The 22,168-nt window shown below is 60.3% G+C and carries 15 protein-coding genes and 3 pseudogenes; 9 read left to right on the top strand and 9 right to left on the bottom strand.

Translation table 11 applies throughout. The features are described 5' to 3' along the window. From trbJ to LVY75_33715, 6 genes and pseudogenes are all read right to left on the bottom strand, one after another. Entirely contained in the window at positions 1–792 is a 792-nt protein-coding gene (gene trbJ, locus LVY75_33740) for a P-type conjugative transfer protein TrbJ (GenBank protein XAZ26247.1), read from the bottom strand. Next, a complete protein-coding gene (locus LVY75_33735; protein XAZ26246.1) occupies positions 779–3,211 on the bottom strand; it encodes a conjugal transfer protein TrbE in 2,433 nt (810 codons plus the stop codon). The genes trbJ and LVY75_33735 overlap by 14 nt, the downstream gene beginning before the upstream one ends. A gap of 6 nt (positions 3,212–3,217) precedes the next feature. After that, positions 3,218–3,517 (bottom strand): conjugal transfer protein TrbD, encoded by a 300-nt coding sequence (locus LVY75_33730; GenBank protein ID XAZ26245.1) that lies wholly within the window; start codon positions 3,515–3,517, stop codon positions 3,218–3,220. After that, positions 3,514–3,885 carry a TrbC/VirB2 family protein gene (locus tag LVY75_33725; protein ID XAZ26244.1) on the bottom strand — a complete coding sequence of 124 codons (372 nt, stop codon included), beginning with the start codon at positions 3,883–3,885 and terminating at the stop codon, positions 3,514–3,516. Before LVY75_33725 ends, LVY75_33730 begins: the two co-directional genes overlap by 4 nt. Further along, a pseudogene (gene trbB / locus LVY75_33720) lies at positions 3,875–4,836 on the bottom strand (P-type conjugative transfer ATPase TrbB). The gene LVY75_33725 and the pseudogene trbB overlap by 11 nt, the downstream one beginning before the upstream one ends. Positions 4,837–4,846: 10 nt before the next feature. After that, entirely contained in the window at positions 4,847–5,476 is a 630-nt protein-coding gene (locus LVY75_33715) for a GNAT family N-acetyltransferase (GenBank protein XAZ26243.1), read from the bottom strand. 370 nt (positions 5,477–5,846) lie between these two features. Between LVY75_33715 and repA the strand changes: the two genes are divergently transcribed. The 6 genes and pseudogenes from repA (at position 5,847) to LVY75_33685 (ending at position 17,605) form a co-directional block, all read left to right on the top strand. Next, positions 5,847–7,055, top strand: a complete 1,209-nt coding sequence (gene repA, locus LVY75_33710; protein XAZ26242.1) for a plasmid partitioning protein RepA — start codon at positions 5,847–5,849, stop codon at positions 7,053–7,055. Positions 7,056–7,127: 72 nt separating this feature from the next. Beyond that, a complete protein-coding gene (gene repB, locus LVY75_33705; protein ID XAZ26241.1) occupies positions 7,128–8,108 on the top strand; it encodes a plasmid partitioning protein RepB in 981 nt (326 codons plus the stop codon). A 156-nt stretch (positions 8,109–8,264) separates the two neighbouring features. Beyond that, positions 8,265–9,518: a replication initiation protein RepC gene (locus LVY75_33700; protein ID XAZ26240.1), complete on the top strand. Its 1,254-nt coding sequence runs from the start codon at positions 8,265–8,267 to the stop codon at positions 9,516–9,518. Positions 9,519–10,173: 655 nt separating this feature from the next. After that, positions 10,174–13,005 (top strand): annotated as a pseudogene (locus tag LVY75_33695) (response regulator). A 69-nt stretch (positions 13,006–13,074) separates the two neighbouring features. Further along, positions 13,075–15,300 (top strand): annotated as a pseudogene (locus LVY75_33690) (response regulator). Positions 15,301–15,655: 355 nt separating this feature from the next. After that, the gene (locus tag LVY75_33685; protein ID XAZ26239.1) at positions 15,656–17,605 is read left to right on the top strand and encodes a PAS domain S-box protein; all 1,950 of its coding nucleotides are present in this window, start codon (positions 15,656–15,658) and stop codon (positions 17,603–17,605) included. A gap of 259 nt (positions 17,606–17,864) precedes the next feature. Here LVY75_33685 and LVY75_33680 read toward each other — a convergent pair whose 3' ends face one another. Together LVY75_33680 and LVY75_33675 are read right to left on the bottom strand one after the other, a co-directional pair. Then, positions 17,865–18,221 (bottom strand): response regulator, encoded by a 357-nt coding sequence (locus LVY75_33680; protein ID XAZ26238.1) that lies wholly within the window; start codon positions 18,219–18,221, stop codon positions 17,865–17,867. 18 nt (positions 18,222–18,239) lie between these two features. Beyond that, positions 18,240–19,622 (bottom strand): serine/threonine protein kinase, encoded by a 1,383-nt coding sequence (locus LVY75_33675; GenBank protein ID XAZ26364.1) that lies wholly within the window; start codon positions 19,620–19,622, stop codon positions 18,240–18,242. Positions 19,623–19,838: 216 nt separating this feature from the next. On the opposite strand from LVY75_33675, the gene LVY75_33670 reads away from it, so the two are divergent. The 3 genes from LVY75_33670 to LVY75_33660 all read left to right on the top strand — a co-directional run bounded on the left by LVY75_33670 (position 19,839) and on the right by LVY75_33660 (position 21,667). Continuing rightward, the gene (locus LVY75_33670; protein XAZ26237.1) at positions 19,839–20,906 is read left to right on the top strand and encodes a PAS domain S-box protein; all 1,068 of its coding nucleotides are present in this window, start codon (positions 19,839–19,841) and stop codon (positions 20,904–20,906) included. Between the two features lie 185 nt (positions 20,907–21,091). Beyond that, positions 21,092–21,304 carry a hypothetical protein gene (locus tag LVY75_33665; GenBank protein ID XAZ26236.1) on the top strand — a complete coding sequence of 71 codons (213 nt, stop codon included), beginning with the start codon at positions 21,092–21,094 and terminating at the stop codon, positions 21,302–21,304. Between the two features lie 18 nt (positions 21,305–21,322). Further along, positions 21,323–21,667 carry a hypothetical protein gene (locus tag LVY75_33660; GenBank protein XAZ26235.1) on the top strand — a complete coding sequence of 115 codons (345 nt, stop codon included), beginning with the start codon at positions 21,323–21,325 and terminating at the stop codon, positions 21,665–21,667. Positions 21,668–21,861: 194 nt separating this feature from the next. Here LVY75_33660 and LVY75_33655 read toward each other — a convergent pair whose 3' ends face one another. After that, positions 21,862–22,008 carry a hypothetical protein gene (locus LVY75_33655; protein XAZ26234.1) on the bottom strand — a complete coding sequence of 49 codons (147 nt, stop codon included), beginning with the start codon at positions 22,006–22,008 and terminating at the stop codon, positions 21,862–21,864. Positions 22,009–22,168 lie beyond the last annotated feature (160 nt).

Genomic DNA, 22,168 nt, shown 5'->3' with positions numbered 1-22,168 from the left:
TCACCAGCGCGGCTCCATGGTTCGACCACCACTCAAGGGCGGAACGGTGCCGCGGAAGAAAAGCTCGCGACGCGCCTGCGCTAGATCCCTGTCGGTCTGGTTGGCCTGAAGCCAGGTTCCCATCATCGTGATTTGCTGGGAGACGAGCCCGCGCAGCTTCTGCATCTGGGCAACCTGCTGGGCGGCAATGTCGTGGCCGACCTGAAGCGCCTTCACCTGGCCGTCTGCGCTTTCAGACAGCGCGCGAAGCGTTGCCATGGTCGCTTCCTCGCTATCGAACTGCGAGGCCGTGAGGCTGGCGGCGCGAAGGGACGCGGCGATCGTGTCCCGATTGGTGTCAGACCAGGCCTGGTAGCTGGTCGAGAAGCTGTCTTCATCTGCAATCCTCGTCTTCAGGCTTGCAAAGCTCGGGAAACGCTGCCGCAGGACATCGTCGGCATTGGCCATGGAGAAGGCAACGCCCTGGCCGTCAGTAACGATTCCTCGCAGCTGATTGAGATCGCTCTCGACCTCGCCCCAGACATGGGCAGGCAAAAGGGCTGTGTTCTGCAGCATGTTCTGATAGATCCTCAGCTGGTTTTCGATCTGTTCGGCAAGCTGCGTGATCTGCGTCAACTGGTTGTCGACCTGAACGCCTGAGCTTTCGAGCAGCTTGATGAGCTCTCCGTTGTTGGCAAGCTGCGTGAATTCGGTCGCAGCTCCGGTCGCAGCCCCTGCCGCGACCGAAAGTGGCCTGCTGGCGGCAAGAAGGATTGAAAGGATGATGGCCAGTCGGTTTCTAGATCGTGACATCTGATATTCCCCTCTCCTTGAGCCAGATCGACGGCCAGGCGCTGCCATACTCCCTGGCCAAGGCGCGGATTCGCTTCAGATCGTCCTTGCCGGAAGCGCCGACGAAGGAGAGCGCCAAGGGGCCGGGTGCCATGTCGAAGAGGCGCCGGCCCTCGGGCGAGACGACGTAATAGTCGCGTTTGGGGGTTGCCGTTGCGACAATCTCCAGCTGGCGCTCGTTGAAGCCGATCCGCTCGTAGAATTGGCGCGTTCCCTCCTCGCGGGCCGAACCGTTCGGCAGGCAGATTTTCGTCTGGCAGCTTTCCTTCAGGACGTCGACAATGCCCGATCTTTCTGCGTCCGAGATCGACTGGGTCGCAAGCACGACAGCGCAATTGGCCTTGCGCAGCACCTTCAGCCACTCGCGGATCTTCTCGCGAAAGGTCGGGTGGCTGAGCATCAGCCAGGCCTCGTCGAGAATGATCAGGCTCGGGGCTCCGGTCAGCCGCGTTTCGATGCGCCGGAAGAGATAGGTCAGGACGGGAAGCAGCGCGCGTTCGCCCATTGCCATCAGCTCTTCGATCTCGAAGGTCTGGAAATGCCCGAGCGTCAGCCCGTCGCTTTCGGCATCGAGAAGCTGTCCGAGCGGGCCATCGACGGTGAAGTGGTAAAGCGCCTCCTTGAGGTCGCGCATCTGCACGCCGCTGACGAAGTCCGACAGCGACCGGCCGGGGGCGCGGGCCATCAGCCCGACCTGACGGGCAATGGCGTTGCGATGGTCCGGAGTGACGGCAAGACCCTGCAGGCTGACCAGCATTTCGATCCAGCCGCAGGCCCAGGCGCGATCGGACTCGCTCGAAAGCGTCTCCAACGGGCAGAAACCTGGCGTCCTGACGTCCCCGGGGCTGCCGATCTCGTAATGATCGCCGCCTGCCGCAAGGGTGAGCGGCATCATCGAGCCGCCCTTGTCGAAGACGAAGAGCTGCGCCTGCCTGTAGCGCAGGAACTGGGCGCCGATCAGAGCGAGCAATGTCGATTTTCCGGACCCGGTCGGTCCGAAGATCAGGGTGTGTCCGACGTCATCGACGTGCAGGTTGAGGCGAAACGGCGTCGAGCCGGAGGCAACCTGCATCAAGGCTGGGGCGTCCTTGTCGTAAAAGGGACAGGGTGCGCTCTGATCGCCCGTCCAGACCGAATTCAACGGCACGAGGTCGGAAAGATTGCGTGTCGTGATCAGCGGCTCGCGAACATTGCAATACCAGTTGCCGGGCAGACTGCCGAGATAGGCGTCGGTGGCGTTCAGCGTTTCGATCCGGGCGCCGAAGCCTTCGGCTTGGATTGCGCGGCGAACGCCCTCGGCCTTGTTTTCGAGCCTCTCGACATGATCGTCGAAGAGCACGATCACCGGCGTATAGTAGCCGTAGGCGACAAGCTCGGAGGCAGCCTCGGCAATCGCCTCTTCCGTCTGCGCCACCATCGACAGCGCGTCCAGATCGATGGACCGGCTCTGCGTCTGGAACAGCTGGTCGAAGAACGGCCTGACCTTCTGCTGCCATTTCTTTCTGGTGCGCTCCAGACGATCCCTCGCCTCGCCGGCGTCAAGGAAGATGAAGCGCGAGGACCAGCGATAGGATAGTCCCATCAGGTCGAGATTGTTGAGGATCCCCGGCGAACTTTCCGCTGGCAGCCCGTCGATCGCCACGATCGCGATGTAGCGATTGTCGATCTTCGGCGTCAGACCGTGCTGCAGTTCTCCCGTCACGATGCAGTCGAGGTACATCGGCACGTCCGGGAGGCGGACCGGGTGATTGTCGCCGGTGATGCAGAACCTGATGAACCGCAGGAGCTCGTCATAGCGGGCGCCATCACGGCTGTCCTTCGATGCGCTTTGCGTCTTCATCCTGCGGATCGACAATGTGATCGATAGATATTGCTCGATCTCCCGGGCGGTCGTCTGGAAACTGGCAAGGGCAATATCGGCATGGCTCTGCTTGCGGCTGTCAGCGTCGGAATAGAGGTATCGGCTCAGCGTCGAACGGCGGCGCTCCGGCGGCCTGTAGGTTAGTATGACGGCGTGATGGCTTTCGAAATGACCGCGTTCGGCTTCGAAATGGCGCCGCCGCTCCTCATCGATCGCCCGTGTTACCCGATCGGGAAAATGCGAGCGGTCGGCGGGTGCGTAATCGTCCGTCGGCAGGCGAATGGCCTCGACCTGGATCACCCACCCGGAGCCGAGCCGTGCCAGCACCTGGTTGATCTGCCGCGCGATCTCGTTGCGCTCGGTCTCGGTCGAACTTTCGCAATCCGGGCCGGCGAAATACCAGCCGGCCATCAATGAGCCATCCTTCAACAGGAGGACGCCGTCTGCGACAAGACCGGCATAGGGAACGAGATCGGCAAAGGATGGCTCTGCGTGGCGGAAAGAGCGAAGCGCTACCATGGCCCGTCAGCTCCTTCGCCACGGCGTGGAGGTTGCGCGGTAATAGGCGCGGTAGCGAAGATGGCGCAGATAGATCTTGCGCATCAACGGATCGGCCTTCGCCATTCGACGCAGCATGCCGACAATCGTAACCCAGATCGCAACGCCGATGATGGCCGAGTAGACCGTCAGAACGACGAAGATCAGGATGATCGCCGCAAGTCCGGTCATGAGGACGAGCTCGCGGTCAGCACCCATCAGCAGGTTGGGCCGCGACAGGGCGCGATGAATGCGATTGATGTTAAGCGCGGGGCCCGTGGCGGTCATGAGCGCTCTCCTCCCCTCTTCGCTATTTTCTGATCGATCGAGATCGATAGGCCGACCGAGGCGCCCGTAGCGTTGAAGAGGGCAACGATCTGGGTGGCGCCAAGCAGGACGCCGGCGACGAGAACCAGGTACATGAGGCGTCGGGCGAAATCGTTGAGTTCGCCGCCGAAGATCAGCATGCCGCCGGCAACCGCAACCGCGGCAAGCGCGATGAAGCCTGCAACCGGGCCTGTGATCGATTCCTGGATCTGTTCGAGCGGGGCTTCCCATGGAAGACCGCCGCCGCTGCTTGCAAGGACCGGGTCGCAAAGGCTGATGCCTGCCAGAACGATGAGGCCGGCGAGCCCGACACGATAACTAGGCTGCATGAGGTTCCTCCGTTTCGGATTGGAGATGATAGCTGCCGTTCGAAAACCCCTTCACATGGAGGAGATCTTCAATGCGTCGTCCGGCGCTCGTGCGCTCGATCGAGACGATGAGATCAACTGCTTGGCCGATTACCTCCCGCATCGGTTGGCGACTGGCCTCGCCGGTCAGCTGCTCGAGGCGCTGGAGTGCCGAGCGCGCATTGTTGGCGTGAAGGGTGGTGACGCCGCCCGGGTGACCGGTATTCCAGGCTTTCAGAAGCGTAAGCGCCGCGCCGTCGCGCACTTCGCCGACGATGATGCGGTCGGGCCGCAGCCGCAGGGTGCTTTTGAGCAGCTGCGCCATGTCGACCTGTTCGCTCGTTCGCAACGACAGGACATTGGCTGATGAAGAGCGCAGCTCGCGTGTATCTTCGAGCATGACGAGCCGCTCCTGCGGGCATTGAGCGGCGATTTCAGTCAGGATTGCGTTCGACAGCGTCGTCTTGCCGGACCCGGCACCGCCCGAGACGACGACGTTCAGCCGCGCGCGCGCACGGCACGGCGCAAGATCTCCGCCTGGCATTCCTTCATGATGCCGGAGCCCACATAGTCCTCGAGCGCGATCAGTCGTCCGGCGTGCCGGCGGATCGAGAAGGCAGGCGCCGAAACGATGGGCGGCAGCAGGCCTTCGAACCGATGGCCGCCGATCGGCAGCTCCCCGGAGATGATGGGGTGAGCGCGATCGACCTGGGTGTTGAGGACGTGAGCGACGGCGCCGATCACGATCTCGGCCGGCCCTTCGGCCATCCTGCCGGCATGCACGATGCCGGCCCCGAGGCGTTCGATGAACAGGTGACCATCCGAATTCAGCATGATCTCGATGACCGACGGGTCGGCGAGCGCCGTCATGAGCGGCGGGCCGAGCGCCTCCTCCAGCTTGCGCACGAGCCGGGGTAACGAAAGGGCGTTCATGTCGTCCCCCTCAGGCGGCACTGCAAAAACTGTGCGAAAGGTTCGAGCGGTAGGCGGGCGGGCGGATCGCCTCGAAAAGCTCCCGCGAAACCTGCAGGCATCCCGCCACGCTCCTGACCTCGCCGATGAGACGGGGCTCGCCAAAGCGCCGCAGCGGCCAGGACACGCGTTTCAGGATGCGTTCGAACCTGACGTCGGTCACCGTTGCGATCTCTGTCTTGCCGTTTGCAAGGCACCATTCGAGAATACCGGCAAACAGGAAGAGCGTCGCCTCGTTCAAGCCGGACGATCCGCTCCTTGCAGCCTCCGCTTGCGTGTCAACGCAGAAACGCGAGCTTTCCACCATGTCGGGATGGGCCATGAAGGGATTGCCGGCAAGCAGTACCGAAAAGACGTCTGCCAGCATGGTCGGTCCCGAGGCGGCAAGCAGCCGCGCCGAGGCGATCGCCTCGCCATCGTCTGCGACAACGATGATGTAGTGGGAATCGAGCGCATCGAAACGGTCGCGCTCCCTCCCCTCCTCGACCAAGACGCGCCATGCGAGCCGGCCGCCGAAGACGCGCGCCCTCAGACGGAACATGCTGTCGAGAAGAGAAGCGTGTGATGCTCTATCTGCAGGTCCAATCGCCCTTACAAACATGGTCGTTCTCCGCGCCAATTCAGAAGCGCCAAGGTGAGCATGAAGCACGCGTCTTGTCAGACCCCCGCATGCGGGGGGTACTGAGTCGCACTATTTTCGGAAACGGTCCGCGATAAACGCTGATTTTTAGCCTCGAAGGCCCGGCGGATAAGGGGGGCGAAAAATTGCCACGCGCCTGATTGCGCCTCCAGGCTAAATGTCTATGAAATCACATGAATTCCGCAGAAGCGGAGCGACCCCTTCGGCTGTTTCGGCAGCCCGGTTAAGACTCTGTTAACCTTAAACGCCTTGCTGCCTGAGGGAAATCGGAGATAATAACGGTTATGAGGGGATTTCAGCCCTAAAATCGTTATCTGGAAGATCGATCGCCATGAACGCTAATTCGATGCCTTCCGCGAACCAGCCTGTCAGTTTCGAGGATCAGATCCTCGAACAGGGAGATCTGATTTCGCAGAAGCTACACCTTTTGAGCGTGCAGCGATTTCCGCCGAACGCCCAGAAGACGCTACGCAGTTTTTCGCTTGCCGAAGTCGCCTCCTATGTCGGCGTCTCCCAAAGCACGCTGAAGAAGTTGCACCTGGAGGGCAAGGGCCCCTCCCCCAGGACGTCTTCCTCCGGCCGCCGTTCCTATAGCGCCGAGCAGATGCTCGAGCTGCGACAGCATCTCGATGCGCATGGGCGTTCGGAAAGCCGCATGTATGTTCCCCATCGCCGGCCGGGCGAAAAGCTGCAGGTCATCGCTGTTGTCAATTTCAAGGGCGGTTCGGGCAAGACGACGACCGCAGCGCACCTTGGCCAATACCTCGCGCTGACCGGCCACCGGGTCCTTGCCGTCGACCTTGACCCGCAGGCCTCGCTGTCGTCCCTGCACGGCTTCCAGCCGGAGTTCGATCAGGCCTCCTCGCTCTACGAGGCCATTCGCTATGACGGCGACAGGAAGCCTCTTTCGGATCTCATTCGCGCCACGAACTTTCCAAGCCTGGACATCGTGCCGGCCAACCTCGATCTGCAGGAATATGAATATGACACGCCGCTGGCAATGGCGGACAAGTCGTCGAACGAGGGCAAGACCTTCTTCACCCGTCTGTCGCGGGCGCTCGCGGACGTCGACGATCGCTATGATGTCGTCGTCATCGATTGCCCACCGCAGCTTGGTTATCTGACGCTGACGGCGCTGACGGCAGCGACAAGCGTCTTGATCACCATCCATCCGCAGATGCTCGACGTCATGTCGATGGGCCAGTTCCTCCTGATGCTGGGCGGCATCCTGAAGCCTATCCGCAACGCCGGCGCAGAGGTCAATCTGTCCTGGTATCGCTACCTGATCACGCGTTATGAACCAGGCGACGTGCCGCAGGCGCAGATGGTCGCCTTCATGCGGACCATGTTTCACGAGTTCATGCTGAAGAACGAGATGCTGAAGTCGACGGCAGTCTCCGATGCGGGCATCACCAAGCAGACGCTTTACGAGGTCGACCGCGCTACGATGAACCGCGCAACCTATGACCGCGCGCTCGACTCGCTCGATGCGGTCAATGGCGAAATCGCCGCTCTGATCCACCAATCATGGGGGCGTTGAAGTTGTCAGCCGACAAAAATCGACTTTTCCATCGGAAATTCAGTTCTCTAACCATCAATTGGAGGCCGTGAGATGGCACGAAAAGGCCTACTGACGGGATTGGCCGACCTTCCGAGCGATCCGGCGACGAGCCCGTCCTATCCGATGCGAGGCGCCGGCAAGTCCATGGTCCGCTCGCTCGACGATCTGGCGCAACAGGCCAACAAGTATCTGGAAGGCCAGGTCATCGTCGAGCTCGATCCTGATCAGGTCGATGCCTCCTTCGTTCAGGACCGTATCCTCGGCGACGAAACGGAATTCGAGGAGCTCAAGGAAGCGATCCGCGCCCGCGGACAGGACAGCCCCATTCTCGTTCGTCCTCACCCGTCTGTCGACGGTCGTTATCAGGTCGTTTTCGGCCATCGGCGTCTCAGAGCTACCCGTGATCTCGGGTTGAAGATCAAGGCGGTCGTCAAGCAGATCGACGACCGCACCCACGTGATCGCGCAGGGACAGGAAAACTCCGCTCGCGCCAATCTCACCTTCATCGAGCGGGCTCTGTTTGCACGGCGCCTGGAAGACCTCGGCTACGACCGCGACGTGATCGCGGCGGCGCTCGCCGCCAACGCGGCTTCGATCTCAAAGATGATGTCGGTGACCGAACGCATTCCGGCAGCGACGATCCGGAAACTTGGTGCAGCACCAGGCGTCGGACGCGAGCGCTGGATCGAGCTGTCGCTGCTCGTCGGCAAAGCGTCGAATGGTGCAAGGGTTTCAGAGGTCGTGAACTCTGCCGGTTTCGAAGAGCTGCCCTCGGATGAGCGATTCTCGCGTCTTTATGGCGCACTCAACAGATCGGCGAGGCCGGTCCGAAAGGTCGAGACGGCAGCCGGAAAGGCGAGCTGGCAACCGCGCGACCGGGCCGTCCAGGCCGAAATCAAGAATAGCGGCAAGGTATTTTCGATGTCGATGAAGGCAAAGAATGCCGGCCGTTTCGGTGAATTCCTCTCCAGCCGACTGGATGCGCTCTATGAGCAATTCCTGGCCGAGGAAGAGGAAAATAAAGGAGACTGAACCGCAAAAGAAAAAGGCCCCCTAAACGTCGCCGTCGTGGAAGCCTCTCTCGAAGTCTAGCAGCCCGAGAATCGCACTTCCTCGAATCACAGTCAAGACAGTTTGGCACCGTTTTTGGTGGACGGTTTTCTTTTGCCTGACAGAAGGTGAAGGAAAATGCAGACGCACAGGATCACGACGCCTTTCGGGCGGCGGCCGATGACGCTTGCCCTGGTGAAAGGGCAGCTTGAGACGTCCTCGATCAAAGAGGGCAAATCGATAGACAAATGGAAGGTGTTTCGCGACGTCTGCCAGGCGCGTTCGACGATCGGCATTCCCGACCGTGCCCTGACCGTGCTCGATGCATTGTTGACCTTCCTGCCATCTAACGAACTGACGCAAGAGGGCGGGCTCGTGGTTTTTCCCTCCAATCTTCAGCTCAGCGTCAGGGCCCACGGGATCGCCGGCACGACACTCCGCCGTCATCTGGCAGCGCTTGTCGAGGCCGGTCTGATCGTGCGCAAGGACAGTCCGAACGGCAAGCGCTACGCAAGACGCAACCGGACAGGCAAGCTCGAACAGGCCTTTGGTTTCTCATTGGCGCCGCTTCTGTCGCGTGCCGAGGAACTGGCTGAGCTCGCCCAGTCGGTCGCCACCGAGCGGCGGACGTTGCAAATCGCCAGGGAGAACCTGTCGCTTTGCCGGCGTGACATCCGCAAGCTGATCTCAGTGGCGGTCCAGGAGGGGGTTCAGGGGGACTGGGCGCTGATCGAGAGCCGGTTTCGCGCCCTTCTTGACCGCATTCCGCGCACACCGCTCCTTGCCGATCTCGAGCCGTTACTTGAGAACATGGAAATGCTGCGTGAGGAAATCGTCAACCAGCTGGATCTACAAGGAAATTCCGCAAAACCGGATGGCAATGCTGTCCGTTTTGACCGCCACCTACAGAATTCAGATACCGAATCCAGCCATGAATTTGAACCCGACTGCGAGAAGGAGGAGGGGCGAAATCAAAGTTCCAATATCAAGCCATCCGCCAAGCCGATGAAGGTCTTCCCGCTTGAATTGGTGCTGCAGGCCTGCCCGGCCATTTCCGACTACGCTCCAGGAGGTGGGCGAAGCATCGGGAGCTGGCGAGAAATGATGGCGGCCGGCATCATCGTGCGCTCCATGCTGGGGGTCAGCCCGTCGGCCTATCAGCGCGCCTGCGAGATCATGGGGCCGGAAAATGCAGCCGTTGCCATGGCCTGTATCCTGGAGCGGGCAGCCCATATCACTTCGCCCGGCGGTTACCTGCGCGACCTGACCGGAAAGGCGGCGCGCGGTGAGTTCTCGCTCGCTGCGATGCTGATGGCGCTCTATCGTTCGAACGCCGCCGGACGCGACGCCGGCGACAAAAGGGACGGGGGATGCGAGAACCCTTTGGAGTAGACCGATCATACCCTTGCGAGGATTCGGTTCAAACCGGCCTTAAACCGCGCGACAACTGCGGCCTTGAGCTTCGCAATGAGGTTCCCTGCTATGGTTAACGGCCTTTATCGGGCCTCTTGGGCAGGGGTAAGGACTGTCTGGCAATGTAGCAAAGAGAGAACGCGGGGACGGTAAGCGTAATCAGGCAGTTGCGCAGGTGCGTCCTGCCGACGAATCTTGTTGAGTAGCCAAGCTTCAATACTGCGCTGTATCCGAACTGCAACGGGCACGTCTTGGTTAGCCATATCCCCTTGTCCCGTTTGAACGGTCATCTAGTTATGGGCGCTGTGTCTTTCCGCAGCCTTGGTAAGGAAAGCATTAAGTTCTGCCGTTAGAGGTGACCGTGACTGACGCCAATGACACCAATATCACTTCAGACCAGGGTCTCGATTTCGACATGTTCTTCGGTGGCGGTGCTGCAGGCGCCCTGATGAGGCAGATCGACTGGCAACATACGCCGTTTGGCCTGCCCCAGGACTGGCCCCAGAGCCTGAGATCAGCCATCAGCATCTGTCTCGGTACTAATTTTCCGATCGCCATCTATTGGGGCCCAGAGCTTGCACTCCTCTATAACGATGCCTGGAGCGACATTCCGGGCGAGAAACACCCGTGGGCGATGGGACGCCCGGGTCGCGAGGTGTGGCCGGAAATATGGGACGCGATCGGGCCGCTCTTCGAGGCGGTCCAGCGGACAGGCGAGGGCGTGTGGCAGGAAGACCAGCTCCTGCCGATGAACCGTCACGGTTACACCGAGGAATGTTACTTTAACTTTACCTTCAGTCCCATTCGCGGCGAAAACGGGACGGTCGAAGGTATCTTCAATGCCGTTGTCGAAACCACCTACAGGGTTATCGAGGAGCGCCGGGAAAAGACCCTGCGCGAGCTTGCCGAGCGTATTGCGTCGGCTCGTTCCGAAGAAGACGTTATGGCGCTTGCGGCGCAAGTCCTGGGAACACGGCCGGAAGACGTGCCCTTCTGCCTGTTTTACCGGCTGAAGGCAGACGGCTCGCAAGCTGAACTGATTGCAAGGGCCGGCCTGGATGTCGAAGCCTACGCTCCGTCGGTTATTGTCGCCGGCGATAGCGCCGCGCCCTGGTCGATAGACACGCTGGTTGCGAGCGAAGTCCCCGTTATCGTCGAGAACGTCAACGACCTGTTCCGGAAAAAGCCGGCAAGCCGCGCCTGGCCGGAAGCGGTCGAGCGGGCTCTGATGATACCGGTCGGCGTGAATGCCGGCGCCCACGCTCCATTCGGGTTTCTTATCTGCGGCATCAGTCCGAGACGCGAGCTCGATACCGAATATGTCTCATTCCTGGAGCGCGCCGCCGCGCATGTGAGTACCGCCCTTGCCAACGCTCGTGCCTATGAGGAGGAACGGCGCAAAGCCGAGGCTCTTGCTGAGATCGACAGAGCCAAGACGGCCTTCTTTTCGAATGTCAGTCATGAATTCCGCACGCCGCTGACACTCATGCTCGGACCGATCGAGGATGCGCTTGCCGACCGCGACAATCTGATCCCGCGCGAGCGCGAACGGATCGAGGTGATCCACAGGAACGGGCTGCGTCTCCTGAAGCTCGTAAACACCCTCCTGGATTTTTCAAGGATCGAAGCCGGCCGGACCCAGGCAAATCTGGAGCCAACTGATCTGGCCGTTCTGACAAGGGAGCTCGCAAGCAACTTCCGCTCCGCGATCGAGAAGGCTGGTCTGACCTTCAGCGTCGACTGCGCGCCGCTCTCCCGGCCAGCAAGTGTCGATCGCGAGATGTGGGAAAAGATCGTTCTCAATCTCCTTTCAAATGCGTTCAAGTTCACCTTTGCAGGCGAAGTCGCCGTCGAACTTTCCGAAGCCGGTGGCAATGCGATATTGCGCGTGCGCGATACGGGAACCGGAATACCCGAGGAGGAGCTTCCGCGTCTTTTCGAGCGTTTTCACCGGGTTGAGGGAGCTCATGGCCGGTCGATCGAGGGATCGGGGATCGGGCTTGCTCTCGTCCAGGAACTGGCACGATTTCACGGCGGAGACGTTCGAGCCGAGAGCGAACTCGGCAAGGGAACCGAGTTCATCGTGACCATTCCGCTCGGAGATCAACGTCTGACGCCATCCGACGCGCCCAAAGAGCGGCCGATCGCGCCGACTGCGGTGCGTGCCGACTCCTACGTGCAGGAGGCGCTGCGGTGGCTTCCGGAGGAAGAGGGCAACGGCTCTGGGCTCGCCGCCCACGAACCAGAACCGGAACCTGCAACAGCCACCGGAAAATCTTCGATCAGGATCGTTCTGGCCGATGATAACGCAGACATGCGCTCCTATGTGCGCCGCCTGCTATCGGCGCAATATCAGATCGATGCCGTCGAGGACGGACTAGCCGCGCTGGGGGCCATACGCCGGGAGCGTCCGGATCTCGTCCTGACTGACATCATGATGCCACGGCTCGATGGCTTCGGCCTGATCAGGGAGATCAGGAACGACCCCGTGCTTCGTGATCTTCCGGTCATCGCCTTCTCCGCAAGGGCAGGTGAGGAAGCCCGTGTGGAGGGCCTCGATGCGGGGGCCGACGACTATCTCGTCAAACCGTTTTCGGCCAGAGAACTTGTCGCAACCGTCCAGTCGAACCTCGAACTTTCCAGACTGCGTCGGGAGACCACTGCAGCCCTTCGCGAAAGCGAGGCGCGCTTCCGAAACATGGCCGATCATGCGCCCGTCATGATGTGGGTGACCGACGAGGAGGCGGCATGTACTTACTTGAACCGCATATGGTACGAATTCACCGGTCAAACGGAGGCAGATGGGCTTGGGTTCGGCTGGCTACGAGCGACCCATCCCGATGACGTGGCGCAAGCCGAGCGGATTTTCCTGGAGGCGAACCGGCGTCGCGAGCCCTTCCGGTTCGAATACAGGTTGCGGCGCGGCGATGGCGAATATCGCTGGGCGCTTGACGCCGGCGCCCCCCGCTTTGGCGAGGACGGATCTTTCCTAGGGTTCGTCGGATCCGTCATCGACATTACCGAGCGGAAACGGACGGAGGGATTGCAGGCAGCGCAGGCACGGCTGCTGGAAGCGGCAATGCAGGACGTCCCGTTACAGGGGTTGCTGGAAAGCCTTGTCACCATGGTGGAAGGGCTTTCTTCCCATGGTGTCATCGCCTCAATCCTGCTTACGGATCCTGATCGACGCCGGCTTTGCCACTGCGCGGCGCCACATCTACCGGCAGATTTCAACGAGGCTGTCGATGGCATCGAGATCGGCCCGAATGTCGGTTCATGCGGCGCCGCGGCGTATCGGAAAGAGGCCGTTTACGTCAACGATATCGCCAACGATCCTTTATGGGCCGACTATCGCGATCTCGCCTTGTCGCATGGTCTGCGCGCATGCTGGTCGGCGCCGATCCTGTCGACCGATGGAGACGTCCTCGGCACCTTCGCGCTCTACTACCCCCATGCGCTGGAAGCCCCGTCATCGGACCGCGATCTGCTTGATCTCGTCGCGGGATCGGCTGCGCTCATCATCGAGCGGCGCAACGCCCAGGAGGCGCTCAGACAGCAGACGAGGCGGCTCGAGGCCCTCAACCGAACCGGTGAAGCCCTTGCCGGCGAGCTGGATCTCGAGCGCCTCGTGCAGACGGTCACGGATGCTGGTGTCGAGCTGACAGGCGCCCAGTTCGGTGCCTTCTTCTATAACGTCGTAGATAATACCGGCGAGAGCTACATGCTCTATACGCTGTCCGGCGTGCCCCGCGAGGCGTTCTCCAAGTTCCCGATGCCGCGCAACACGAAGGTCTTTGCGCCGACCTTCATGGGTCAGGGCATCGTGCGATCGGACGACATCACGGCCGATCCCCGGTACGGGCAAAGCGCGCCCTACCATGGCATGCCGAAGGGACACTTGCCGGTCAGGAGCTATCTTGCCGTGCCAATTACCCTTGGCAGCGGCGAGGTGATTGGAGGACTGTTCTTCGGCCATCCGGATACGGGCAAGTTCACCGCACATCATGAAACATTGATGGGCGGCATCGCTGGCCAGGCTGCGATTGCCTTTGACAATGCCAGGCTGTTCCGCACAGCCCAGACGGAGATTGATCAGCGACGGGCGGCAGAAGAAAAGCTCAGTCTCCTCAATGCGCATCTTGAGGAACAGGTGGCTGAGGAGATTGCGCGGCGCGCCGAAACCGAGCAGGCTCTTCGCCAGGCTCAGAAGATGGAGGCGATCGGTCAGCTCACAGGCGGCGTTGCCCATGATTTCAACAACCTCCTGCAGGTGATCGCGGGCAATCTCCAGCTCTTGTCAAAGGACCTGGCCGGTCACGAGCACGCAAGGCGGCGGATTGCAAACGCTCTGGCAGGCGTCGAGCGGGGCGCAAAGCTCGCCAGCCAGCTCCTGGCCTTCGGCCGAAAACAGGCGCTCGAGCCTAGGGTTGTCAATATTGGTCATTTTGTCTCAGGCATCGAAGACATGTTGAGGCGCACGCTGGGCGAGGGGATCGAAATCGAGACCATTCGTGGCGGTGGGCTTTGGAATGTTTCGGTCGATCCGACCCAGGTCGAAAACGCCATCCTCAATCTTGCGATCAATGCCCGCGATGCCATGGAAGGGCAGGGGAAGTTAACCATCGAGGTCGGCAATGCGTTCCTGGACGACAACTACGCACGTCTCCAGAGCGACGTTAAGGCTGGCCAGTACGTGATGCTTGCCGTTACCGATACCGGCTCCGGCATGCCGGCAGAAATTATCGACCAGGTATTCGAGCCGTTCTTTTCCACAAAGCCGGTTGGAAGGGGAACCGGTCTCGGACTGTCCATGGTCTACGGGTTCGTCAAGCAGTCCGCAGGCCACATCAAGATCTATAGCGAAGTCGGACATGGAACGACGATCAAGCTCTATTTCCCGCGGGTCCATCAGCAGGAGGATCAACTCGCAGGGTCTGACACCGGGCCGGTGACCGGCGGATCGGAGACCATCCTCGTCGCCGAAGACGACGAACAGGTTCGCGATACCGTCGTCGAGATGTTGGTCGATCTCGGTTACCGCGTCCTGAAGGCTAAAGACGCCGCTGCAGCGCTGACGATCATCGAAAGCGGCATCCACATCGATCTTCTCTTTACCGACGTGGTGATGCCTGGCGCGCTAAAGAGCGCGGATGTGGCAAGACAGGCGAAGGTGCGCCAGCCGCACCTCGCCGTACTCTTTACCAGCGGATACACCGAGAACTCGATCGTCCACGGTGGAAAGCTCGACGCCGGCGTGGAACTGCTGTCCAAGCCTTACACGCGCGATGCGCTCGCCAGAAAGCTGCGTCACGTACTGAATAACAAAATGCAGCGTTCAACTGCGAGCGTGAATCCCGCTCCGGTCCAACTTGTGTCCGCGTCGCCCGAAGCGGCGTCGCGTCTGCGGGTCCTCGCTGTTGAGGACGATCCTCTGATACGCATGAACACCGTCGATATGCTGGAGGAACTGCAGTTTGAGGTTCTGGAAGCGGGCTCCGGCGCGGAGGCTCTGGCGGTCCTGGAGAAGGAGAACGTGGACATCCTGCTGACGGATCTCGGCCTTCCGGGCATGTCGGGCGAAGAGCTGGGTGCTGGGGTGCGCGAGCGATGGCCGCAGGTCGCGATCGTCTTTGCCACAGGACGGGATAAGGCGCCTGATCTTCCGGGCCAGTCGACGGTGACCTTGCTCAGGAAACCGTTCCGCGTCGAGGATCTGCGGGAGGCACTCGCACGCGTTTCCAGGCCGTCTCGTCAAGCCTGAGGGAAGTTGGCTCTTGAGTGAGCGGTCAGAGTCACGAAGTCGTTCCGAACAGGTCACAAGAGGCGCTTGCTCTTGCCTGTTGGACTTCCACTTCAAGTCCAAGCATCCACCAAGGGAAAGAAATTGAAACGAGCGATATGAATGCGGCGGTTGCCGAAGTCTCGAGGAGTACGACATCGCCTTCGCGATCCCGAGGTCAGCAGTAGTGTCAGCATGATCACAGGAAGACGAATTGGGCCGCTGGTCTTCGTCACTTACCGTACAAAGACTTGGGCTGACGGAAGCGAACCCTAATATCTCGATCGTCTCGGTGGCCTGGGCTATCGGGACTGTGCCAGGACCCGGAAGGAAAATCATGCCCGCTGATCTAGGAGCGCTTCAATCCAGCATGCTGGAGGGGCGTTACAGGTTGCTCGTCGATGCCATCACCGACTACGCGATTTACATGCTCGATACCGGGGGACATGTCAGCAGTTGGAACGCAGGCGCCTATCGCTTCAAAGGCTATAGCGAGCAGGAAATTTTAGGAGAGCATTTCTCCCGTTTCTACACGCCGGAAGACCGTGAAGCCGGCAAGCCGCAGAAGGCACTCGATACCGCTGCCCGGGAAGGCCGGTTCGAGGCCGAGGGCTGGCGAGTGCGAAAGGATGGCGAACGGTTCTGGGCTCATGTGATCATCGACGCGATCCGTGACCCGGCAGGGCCACTCCTCGGCTTTGCCAAGATCACCCGCGACCTGTCGGAGCGCAAGCTCGCCGAAGAAGTTCTCAGGCACAGCCAGGAGCAGTTCCGGCTTCTCGTCCAGGGTGTCACCGACTACGCCATCTATATGCTCGACCCGCAAGGCAAGGTATCGAGCTGGAACGTCGGGGCGCAACGCATCAAAGGCTATGATCCCGATGAAATCATCGGTCAGCATTTTTCGAAATTCTACACCGACGAAGACAAGGCGGCGGACCTGCCTCGAACGGCTCTGGAAACTGCGGTCCGCGAAGGCCGTTTCGAGCGCGAGGGCTGGCGGCTTCGCAAGGACGGCAGCCGGTTCTGGGCCAACGTGATCATCGACGCAATCCGCGGGGACGACGGCAGGCTGATCGGTTTTGCGAAAGTGACCCGCGACATCACCGAGAAGCGACAGGCGCAGGAGGCGCTTGAGCGGGCGCAGCAAGAACTTTTCCAGGCACAAAAGATGGAGGCAGTCGGCCAATTGACGGGCGGCATCGCCCATGACTTCAACAACCTGCTCATGGCGATCCTCGGAAGCCTTGAGATTGCACGCCGCCGCGCGCTGGACGGCAAGGATGTCGTTCAGCTGATCGACAACGCGATATTGGGAGCCAAGCGCGGCGCCTCCCTGACACAGCGGCTTCTCGCCTTCTCGCGCAAGCAGGAGCTCAAGCTGGAGCCGGTCGACGTCCAGGACCTGGTCAAGGGCATGGCCGATCTGCTTCAGAGGACGATCGGCGGCTCGATCGAGGTTGCTACAACCTTTCCGCTGAGCCTGCCACTCGTGACGTCGGATCCCAACCATCTGGCGACGGCGCTGCTCAACCTCGTCGTCAATGCTCGCGATGCCATGCCGCAGGGCGGTACCATCACGATCAAGGCTCGCCGCCGCGCCGTCAAGGAAGGAGAGATCCGTGGCTTGCCCGCCGGCGAATACGTCTGTCTCACGGTGGCGGACGAAGGCGAGGGGATGGACGCCAGGACACTCGATCAGGCAATGACCCCGTTCTTCACGACGAAGGGCATCGGCAAGGGTACAGGTCTGGGGCTGCCGATGGTTCACGGGTTTCTGGCGCAATCGGGTGGGGCCTTCATCCTGAAGTCACGCAAGGGCGAGGGCACCACCGCCGAACTGTGGATGCCTGTTTCCTCGAAAGCTGCCGTAGAGGAGATAAAAAAGCCGGCTCCAGGCGTGGACGCTTCTCAGGCCGTCGAGCCACTCACGGTCATGGTCGTGGACGATGATGCACTGGTGTTGGTAAACACAGTGCTGATGCTCGAGGATATCGGTCATTTCGCACTCCAGGCGCAGTCGGCCGAAGAGGCCCTGAAGCTGCTCGAAAATGGTCAGCTTCCAGATATCCTGATCACGGATCATGCAATGCCGCATATGACGGGGGCGGAACTGGTGGAGACAGTTTCGCAGAAGTATCCCGACATCGCGCTCCTTCTGGCCACTGGTTATGCCGAACTACCCGAAGGGCTCTGCCCAGCCGTCGAGCGCCTTGCAAAGCCGTTTTCACAAGAGCAATTGCAGGAGAAGATTGCAAAGGCTCGGGGTCATTGCCGGGTCGATTAGCTGGTCAAGCCGGACGCAGGTTCAGTTTTAGATCAATCGCCAAAGACGTGGTCTTTGACTTTAAAAAACCGCTGGCGACTGCAGCAAGCGCGTAGGAAAAGCAGGCTTATGGTCAAGCCCGCTGCGGGGCCCTCGGCCAGCTATCCAGGGTCCCTTCGCCTGCACCGGATGGACAATCGCTGGCTGCGACCGCGGAAGCCTGACGAGCTCAGGGAGGGCCAATATCAGGAGCGGTTCTTACCGCCCGCAAACCCTACAACTATTGGATCAGGCGAGAGACCGTCTCAATCAGCTTTTTTTCGTTGTACGGTTTGTCCAGTACGGCGTCGAAGACATCGGGATGAGCTCGACCTATGCTACCCTGAGCCCCGCTCACAAGGACGATAGGAATACGTGCGAGATCTTTGTCCGATCTCATCGTCTGCGCCAGTTCGAGCCCCGTCATCAGTGGCATCATGAAGTCCGTCACAACAAGGGAAGGGCTCCTTTCCCGCACAAGCGCCAGCGCGGCCTTGCCGTGCGGAGCCGACGCGACCTCATACCCGGCGTCTTCCAGCATCATGACCAGAACTTCGGCGATGAGGTATTCGTCCTCTGCGATCACGATGAGTGGCATGCCGTCTATGCTTCCCTTCTAATGCTCTCGTTCGACCGGGGCTGCCACTCCCGTCGCCGCGCCGGAAACTGGCTCCAGCGGCCGCTGGATGAGCATCCCGTTCGAGCCGAACCCCACCTCATGGATGGCCGGCTCGTAGGCTCTGTCCCTTACCTTGAGCACCGAAATGGTGCGCTTGAAGCGCGAACTGATCTCTACATGGCGCAGCATCACGAGATTATCCAGTAGGCTGGAGATTTCGGACCCTGGAGCCGTCACCGTCGGCCCGAAAAGGTCACGCAGTTCCCATGTCGCAATTGTCGTAACGCCCTGCGCACGCAGTTCGTTTGTAAGCGCGGCAAAAAATTCGACGAGCCGGGGCGGGTGAACGGCAGCTCGCTCGAAGCCACCCAATCCATCGATGAGCAGGCGCTTTGTACCTTGCACACGCACCTCGTCGAGGAGCCGATGGCCGAGTTTGTCGAGCAGGTTTTCTGTCATCGGGCTCCAGATGATTTTGAGCGCTCCCGAGCTTGCGGGACCGTCGAGATCGACGCCGAGCGCGCGAGCCTTGCTCATCAACCTCGCAGGCGTTTCATAGAACCCGAAATGCAGGGCCGGCTCGCTTTGGCTGGCCCGTGCCAGAAAATTGACGCCCAGCGAAGTCTTGCCGCAGCCGGAGGGGCCAAAGACAAGGGTCACCGAACTATCCTGTAGTCCCCCGCCCATCACAGCGTCCAACCCTTCCGTTCCCGATGCGATGAGATCGGAAGAGCCTTCATCGACGACACTGCTCGTTGCCAGAACCGCTTCGATCCGCGGATAGACGACGATGCCCGCCGACGTGATTTCGAATTGGTGGTGACCACCAAGCGCAGCAGTGCCTCTCGACTTGCGGATTTGCAGGCGTCGTACCGAACGGACCCCGACCAGCTCGTTATGCAGGTCGATGACGCCGTCGACCATCGTATGCTCTGGACTGTCTTCGGCGACCCTGGTGCTTGTCAAAAACAAGACGGAACAGCCGACAAAGGCCGCCTGGCTTTGCACCTCTGCAATGAATGTCTTGACGTCAATGTCGGTCTCGGCTCGGTCTCGTGCGTTCAGGAGCCCGTCGAAAACAAGAAGGGTCGCGCCCTGGCGGTTGATCTCCTGCCTGATGAGCTTGACGACAGCCGGCAAGCCCTCTTCGCGCAAGGTCTGGAAGACACTGACATAGGAAATACTCGACCCGAGGCACGCGCGATCGAAAAAATCGAGCGTGCCGAGCGCCTGGAAAAGGCGATCGTGGGTCTCGGCCAGAAGGGTGACGTAAAGGACTTTACGGCCGTTGGTGACGCTGGCGAAGGCCATCTGGTTGGCAAAGATCGTCTTGCCGGCGCCCGGATGGCCTTGAACGATGTAAGAAGCACCTTCCACCAGTCCTCCTCCGAGGATGGTGTCCAGGCCCGTAATTCCGGTCGTTAGTCGTGGAAGCGTATGTGTCAAAGCGACTGCCCTGTCTTGGTGGAAGGCGCACCGTAGGATCGTCACGTAATTTTGCAACTGGTTATCGCCTCAGGGCTACCATCATTGTTATAAGACGCTAAAGTTTCTCTGTTTCGTAACTCGAAACCATGGCTATGAGGCAATGACTGGATGCCAGCTCTCGACGACCAATCCCATCATCCAGACTTTGAAGGACGCTTCCTGGAGCTTGAGGAAAGCGTAAGGAATGCGCGCCCCGGTCATGATGCGGCAGCTTTCCTGGCCGCCATCGTCGAATCTTCCGAGGATGCGATTATCAGCAAGAGCCTGACAGGCATTATCACGACATGGAACAAGGCTGCCGAAAGACTGTTCGGCTACCCTGCGTCCGAGGCGGTTGGACAACCCGTGACGATGCTGATCCCGGATGACCGGCTTGATGAGGAACCAGGGATCCTCCAACGCATCCGCGCCGGCGAGCGGATTGAGCATTTCGAGACCGTTCGGCGTCATAAGGACGGTTCAATGATCGACATCTCGCTGACGATCTCACCGATCAGGAACCGTGAGGGCAAGATCATTGGCGCCTCGAAGATCGCCCGGGACATTTCCGAACGGCGACGGGCGGCGCAGCACCAGGATCTGCTGCTTCGCGAGATGCATCACAGGGTCAAGAACCTGTTTGCGATCACGAGCAGCATCATTACGGTCGCGGCTCGCAACGCCACGTCTGCGGCGGCGCTCGCCGCCGACATGCGGAACAGGCTGGTATCGCTTTCTCGTGCTCACGAGATGACGCTTCCAAGCTTTACGGGAAATAATGCCTTCCAAGAGCGGGCAATGACGCTTTTCCAGTTGCTGTCCACTATCCTCGAGCCGTTTTCCGAGGTGGGGGAGGGGCATTGGGCGCTGAAAGGCAGCGACTTCGAGATTGCCGCTAAGGACGTCACCAACTTCGCCCTTCTTTTCCACGAGCTTGCCTCCAATGCAGCAAAATACGGGGCTCTGTCGGTCCCTGACGGCCGGCTGGAGATTGAAGTCGAAGTCACTGGCGAAACATTAAAGCTTCGTTGGCTGGAAAAGAATGGGCCGGGTCAGTCGCCGGCTTCCAGCCACGTCGGCTTCGGCACCCGGCTGGAGCAAACAGTGGCACGCAGCCTGGCAGCGGAGATCGAGCGCGAGTGGTTGCCGGACGGGCTATGCGTGACCCTGACTGTCAGGTTTGAGCAGCAGCCGTAGCAGCCGCTTGTTTTTGATCCAGCTTTTCTAGCAAGGACAGTAAAAGATCATTCCCTTCGCGAGGGACGGCGAACGCCGGCAACCTGCGTACTTGTCGTGAGGCCATCGCGTCCGTGGCGTAATGGGCTATCAACTTGGCGAGCGCTTCAGCGGGTTCGGTCATGCCACTATAACTTGATCGAGGGATGCTGGTTCCAAATGTCGGGCGCGCACGAACCGGTCATGACAATCTTAATGACGTCCGCATCGCCTCTGACGGCGCATTCGCCTATCGGTTCGAAAAAGAGGTGGTCATCCAGACCGACGGCAAGCCGCTGCGCCGACCGGATGGACGCCAGCCACAGTTCAACGCCGATGGGATTGCCCTTTCGAGGAACGAAAGGACGCTCTATTTCTAGGCGCTGACGGGCAAGACAATGTACAAGGTTCCGACGGACGCACTTCAGAAGGCAGCAACCGATCCTGCCGCAGTCAAAGCGGAGAAATTCGCGGATACCGAGCCGACTGACGGTCTTTGGATCGACGATCAGAATCGCATCTATCTCAGTACGATGCAGAATAATGGCGCGAAGCTTCTCGGTCCGGACGGCAAGGTCGCGCCCTTCCTGGAAGACAGCCGGCTGCGTTGGCCAGATACGTTCGCGCAGGGCCCGGATGGTGCGATCTACATCACGGCCCCTCACATCCAGGCTTCGCCCTGGTTCAACGAGGGCTGGACCGACACGTCGTTCACGCTGTTCAAGTTCGCCCCTCCGGAGTGAGGCTGGTTGGTCCGGAAGGAGGGGTTGGCGGCCAGGAGCAGGACATGTTGCAGCCTGTTAACTGCCTGCGTCGCCCGCATCATTCTTCTGTCGTTGGACAAAAGCCTGACGTAAGCCAGCGGGATCAAGCGAACGTTACGGCCAAGCCTCGCCTTTCGTCCATCCGGCTATTGAATGCTCTCGGCATATAGCCGTTAGCGACGCTGTCCCTGAACATGCTGCTTTGCGACAGCGATCGCGATCTCCAGCATTTCCTTTATGCTTTGCGCTTTCGCTAAAATGTCTTCGACATCTTTCGCATTCAGGGGCAGGCAAGCAGGTCGATTATCATTGGCAGCCATTTCGGCATCCCGAGATCGAAGAAGCTCGGAAGGCTAGGTCATCCCGATTAACGAACTGTTACGATGCGATGGGAACGCGCGCACACGTGAACGTTAACGGACGCTCTCGACTATGGACGGCACAGGGCGGACGTCGACGAGGTTCCTGCCGAACGGATTG

It is taken from the genome of Sinorhizobium sp. B11 (assembly GCA_039725955.1).
Taxonomy (GTDB): Bacteria; Pseudomonadota; Alphaproteobacteria; order Rhizobiales; family Rhizobiaceae; genus Rhizobium.
This window is presented reverse-complemented; position numbering and strand designations above follow the sequence as displayed.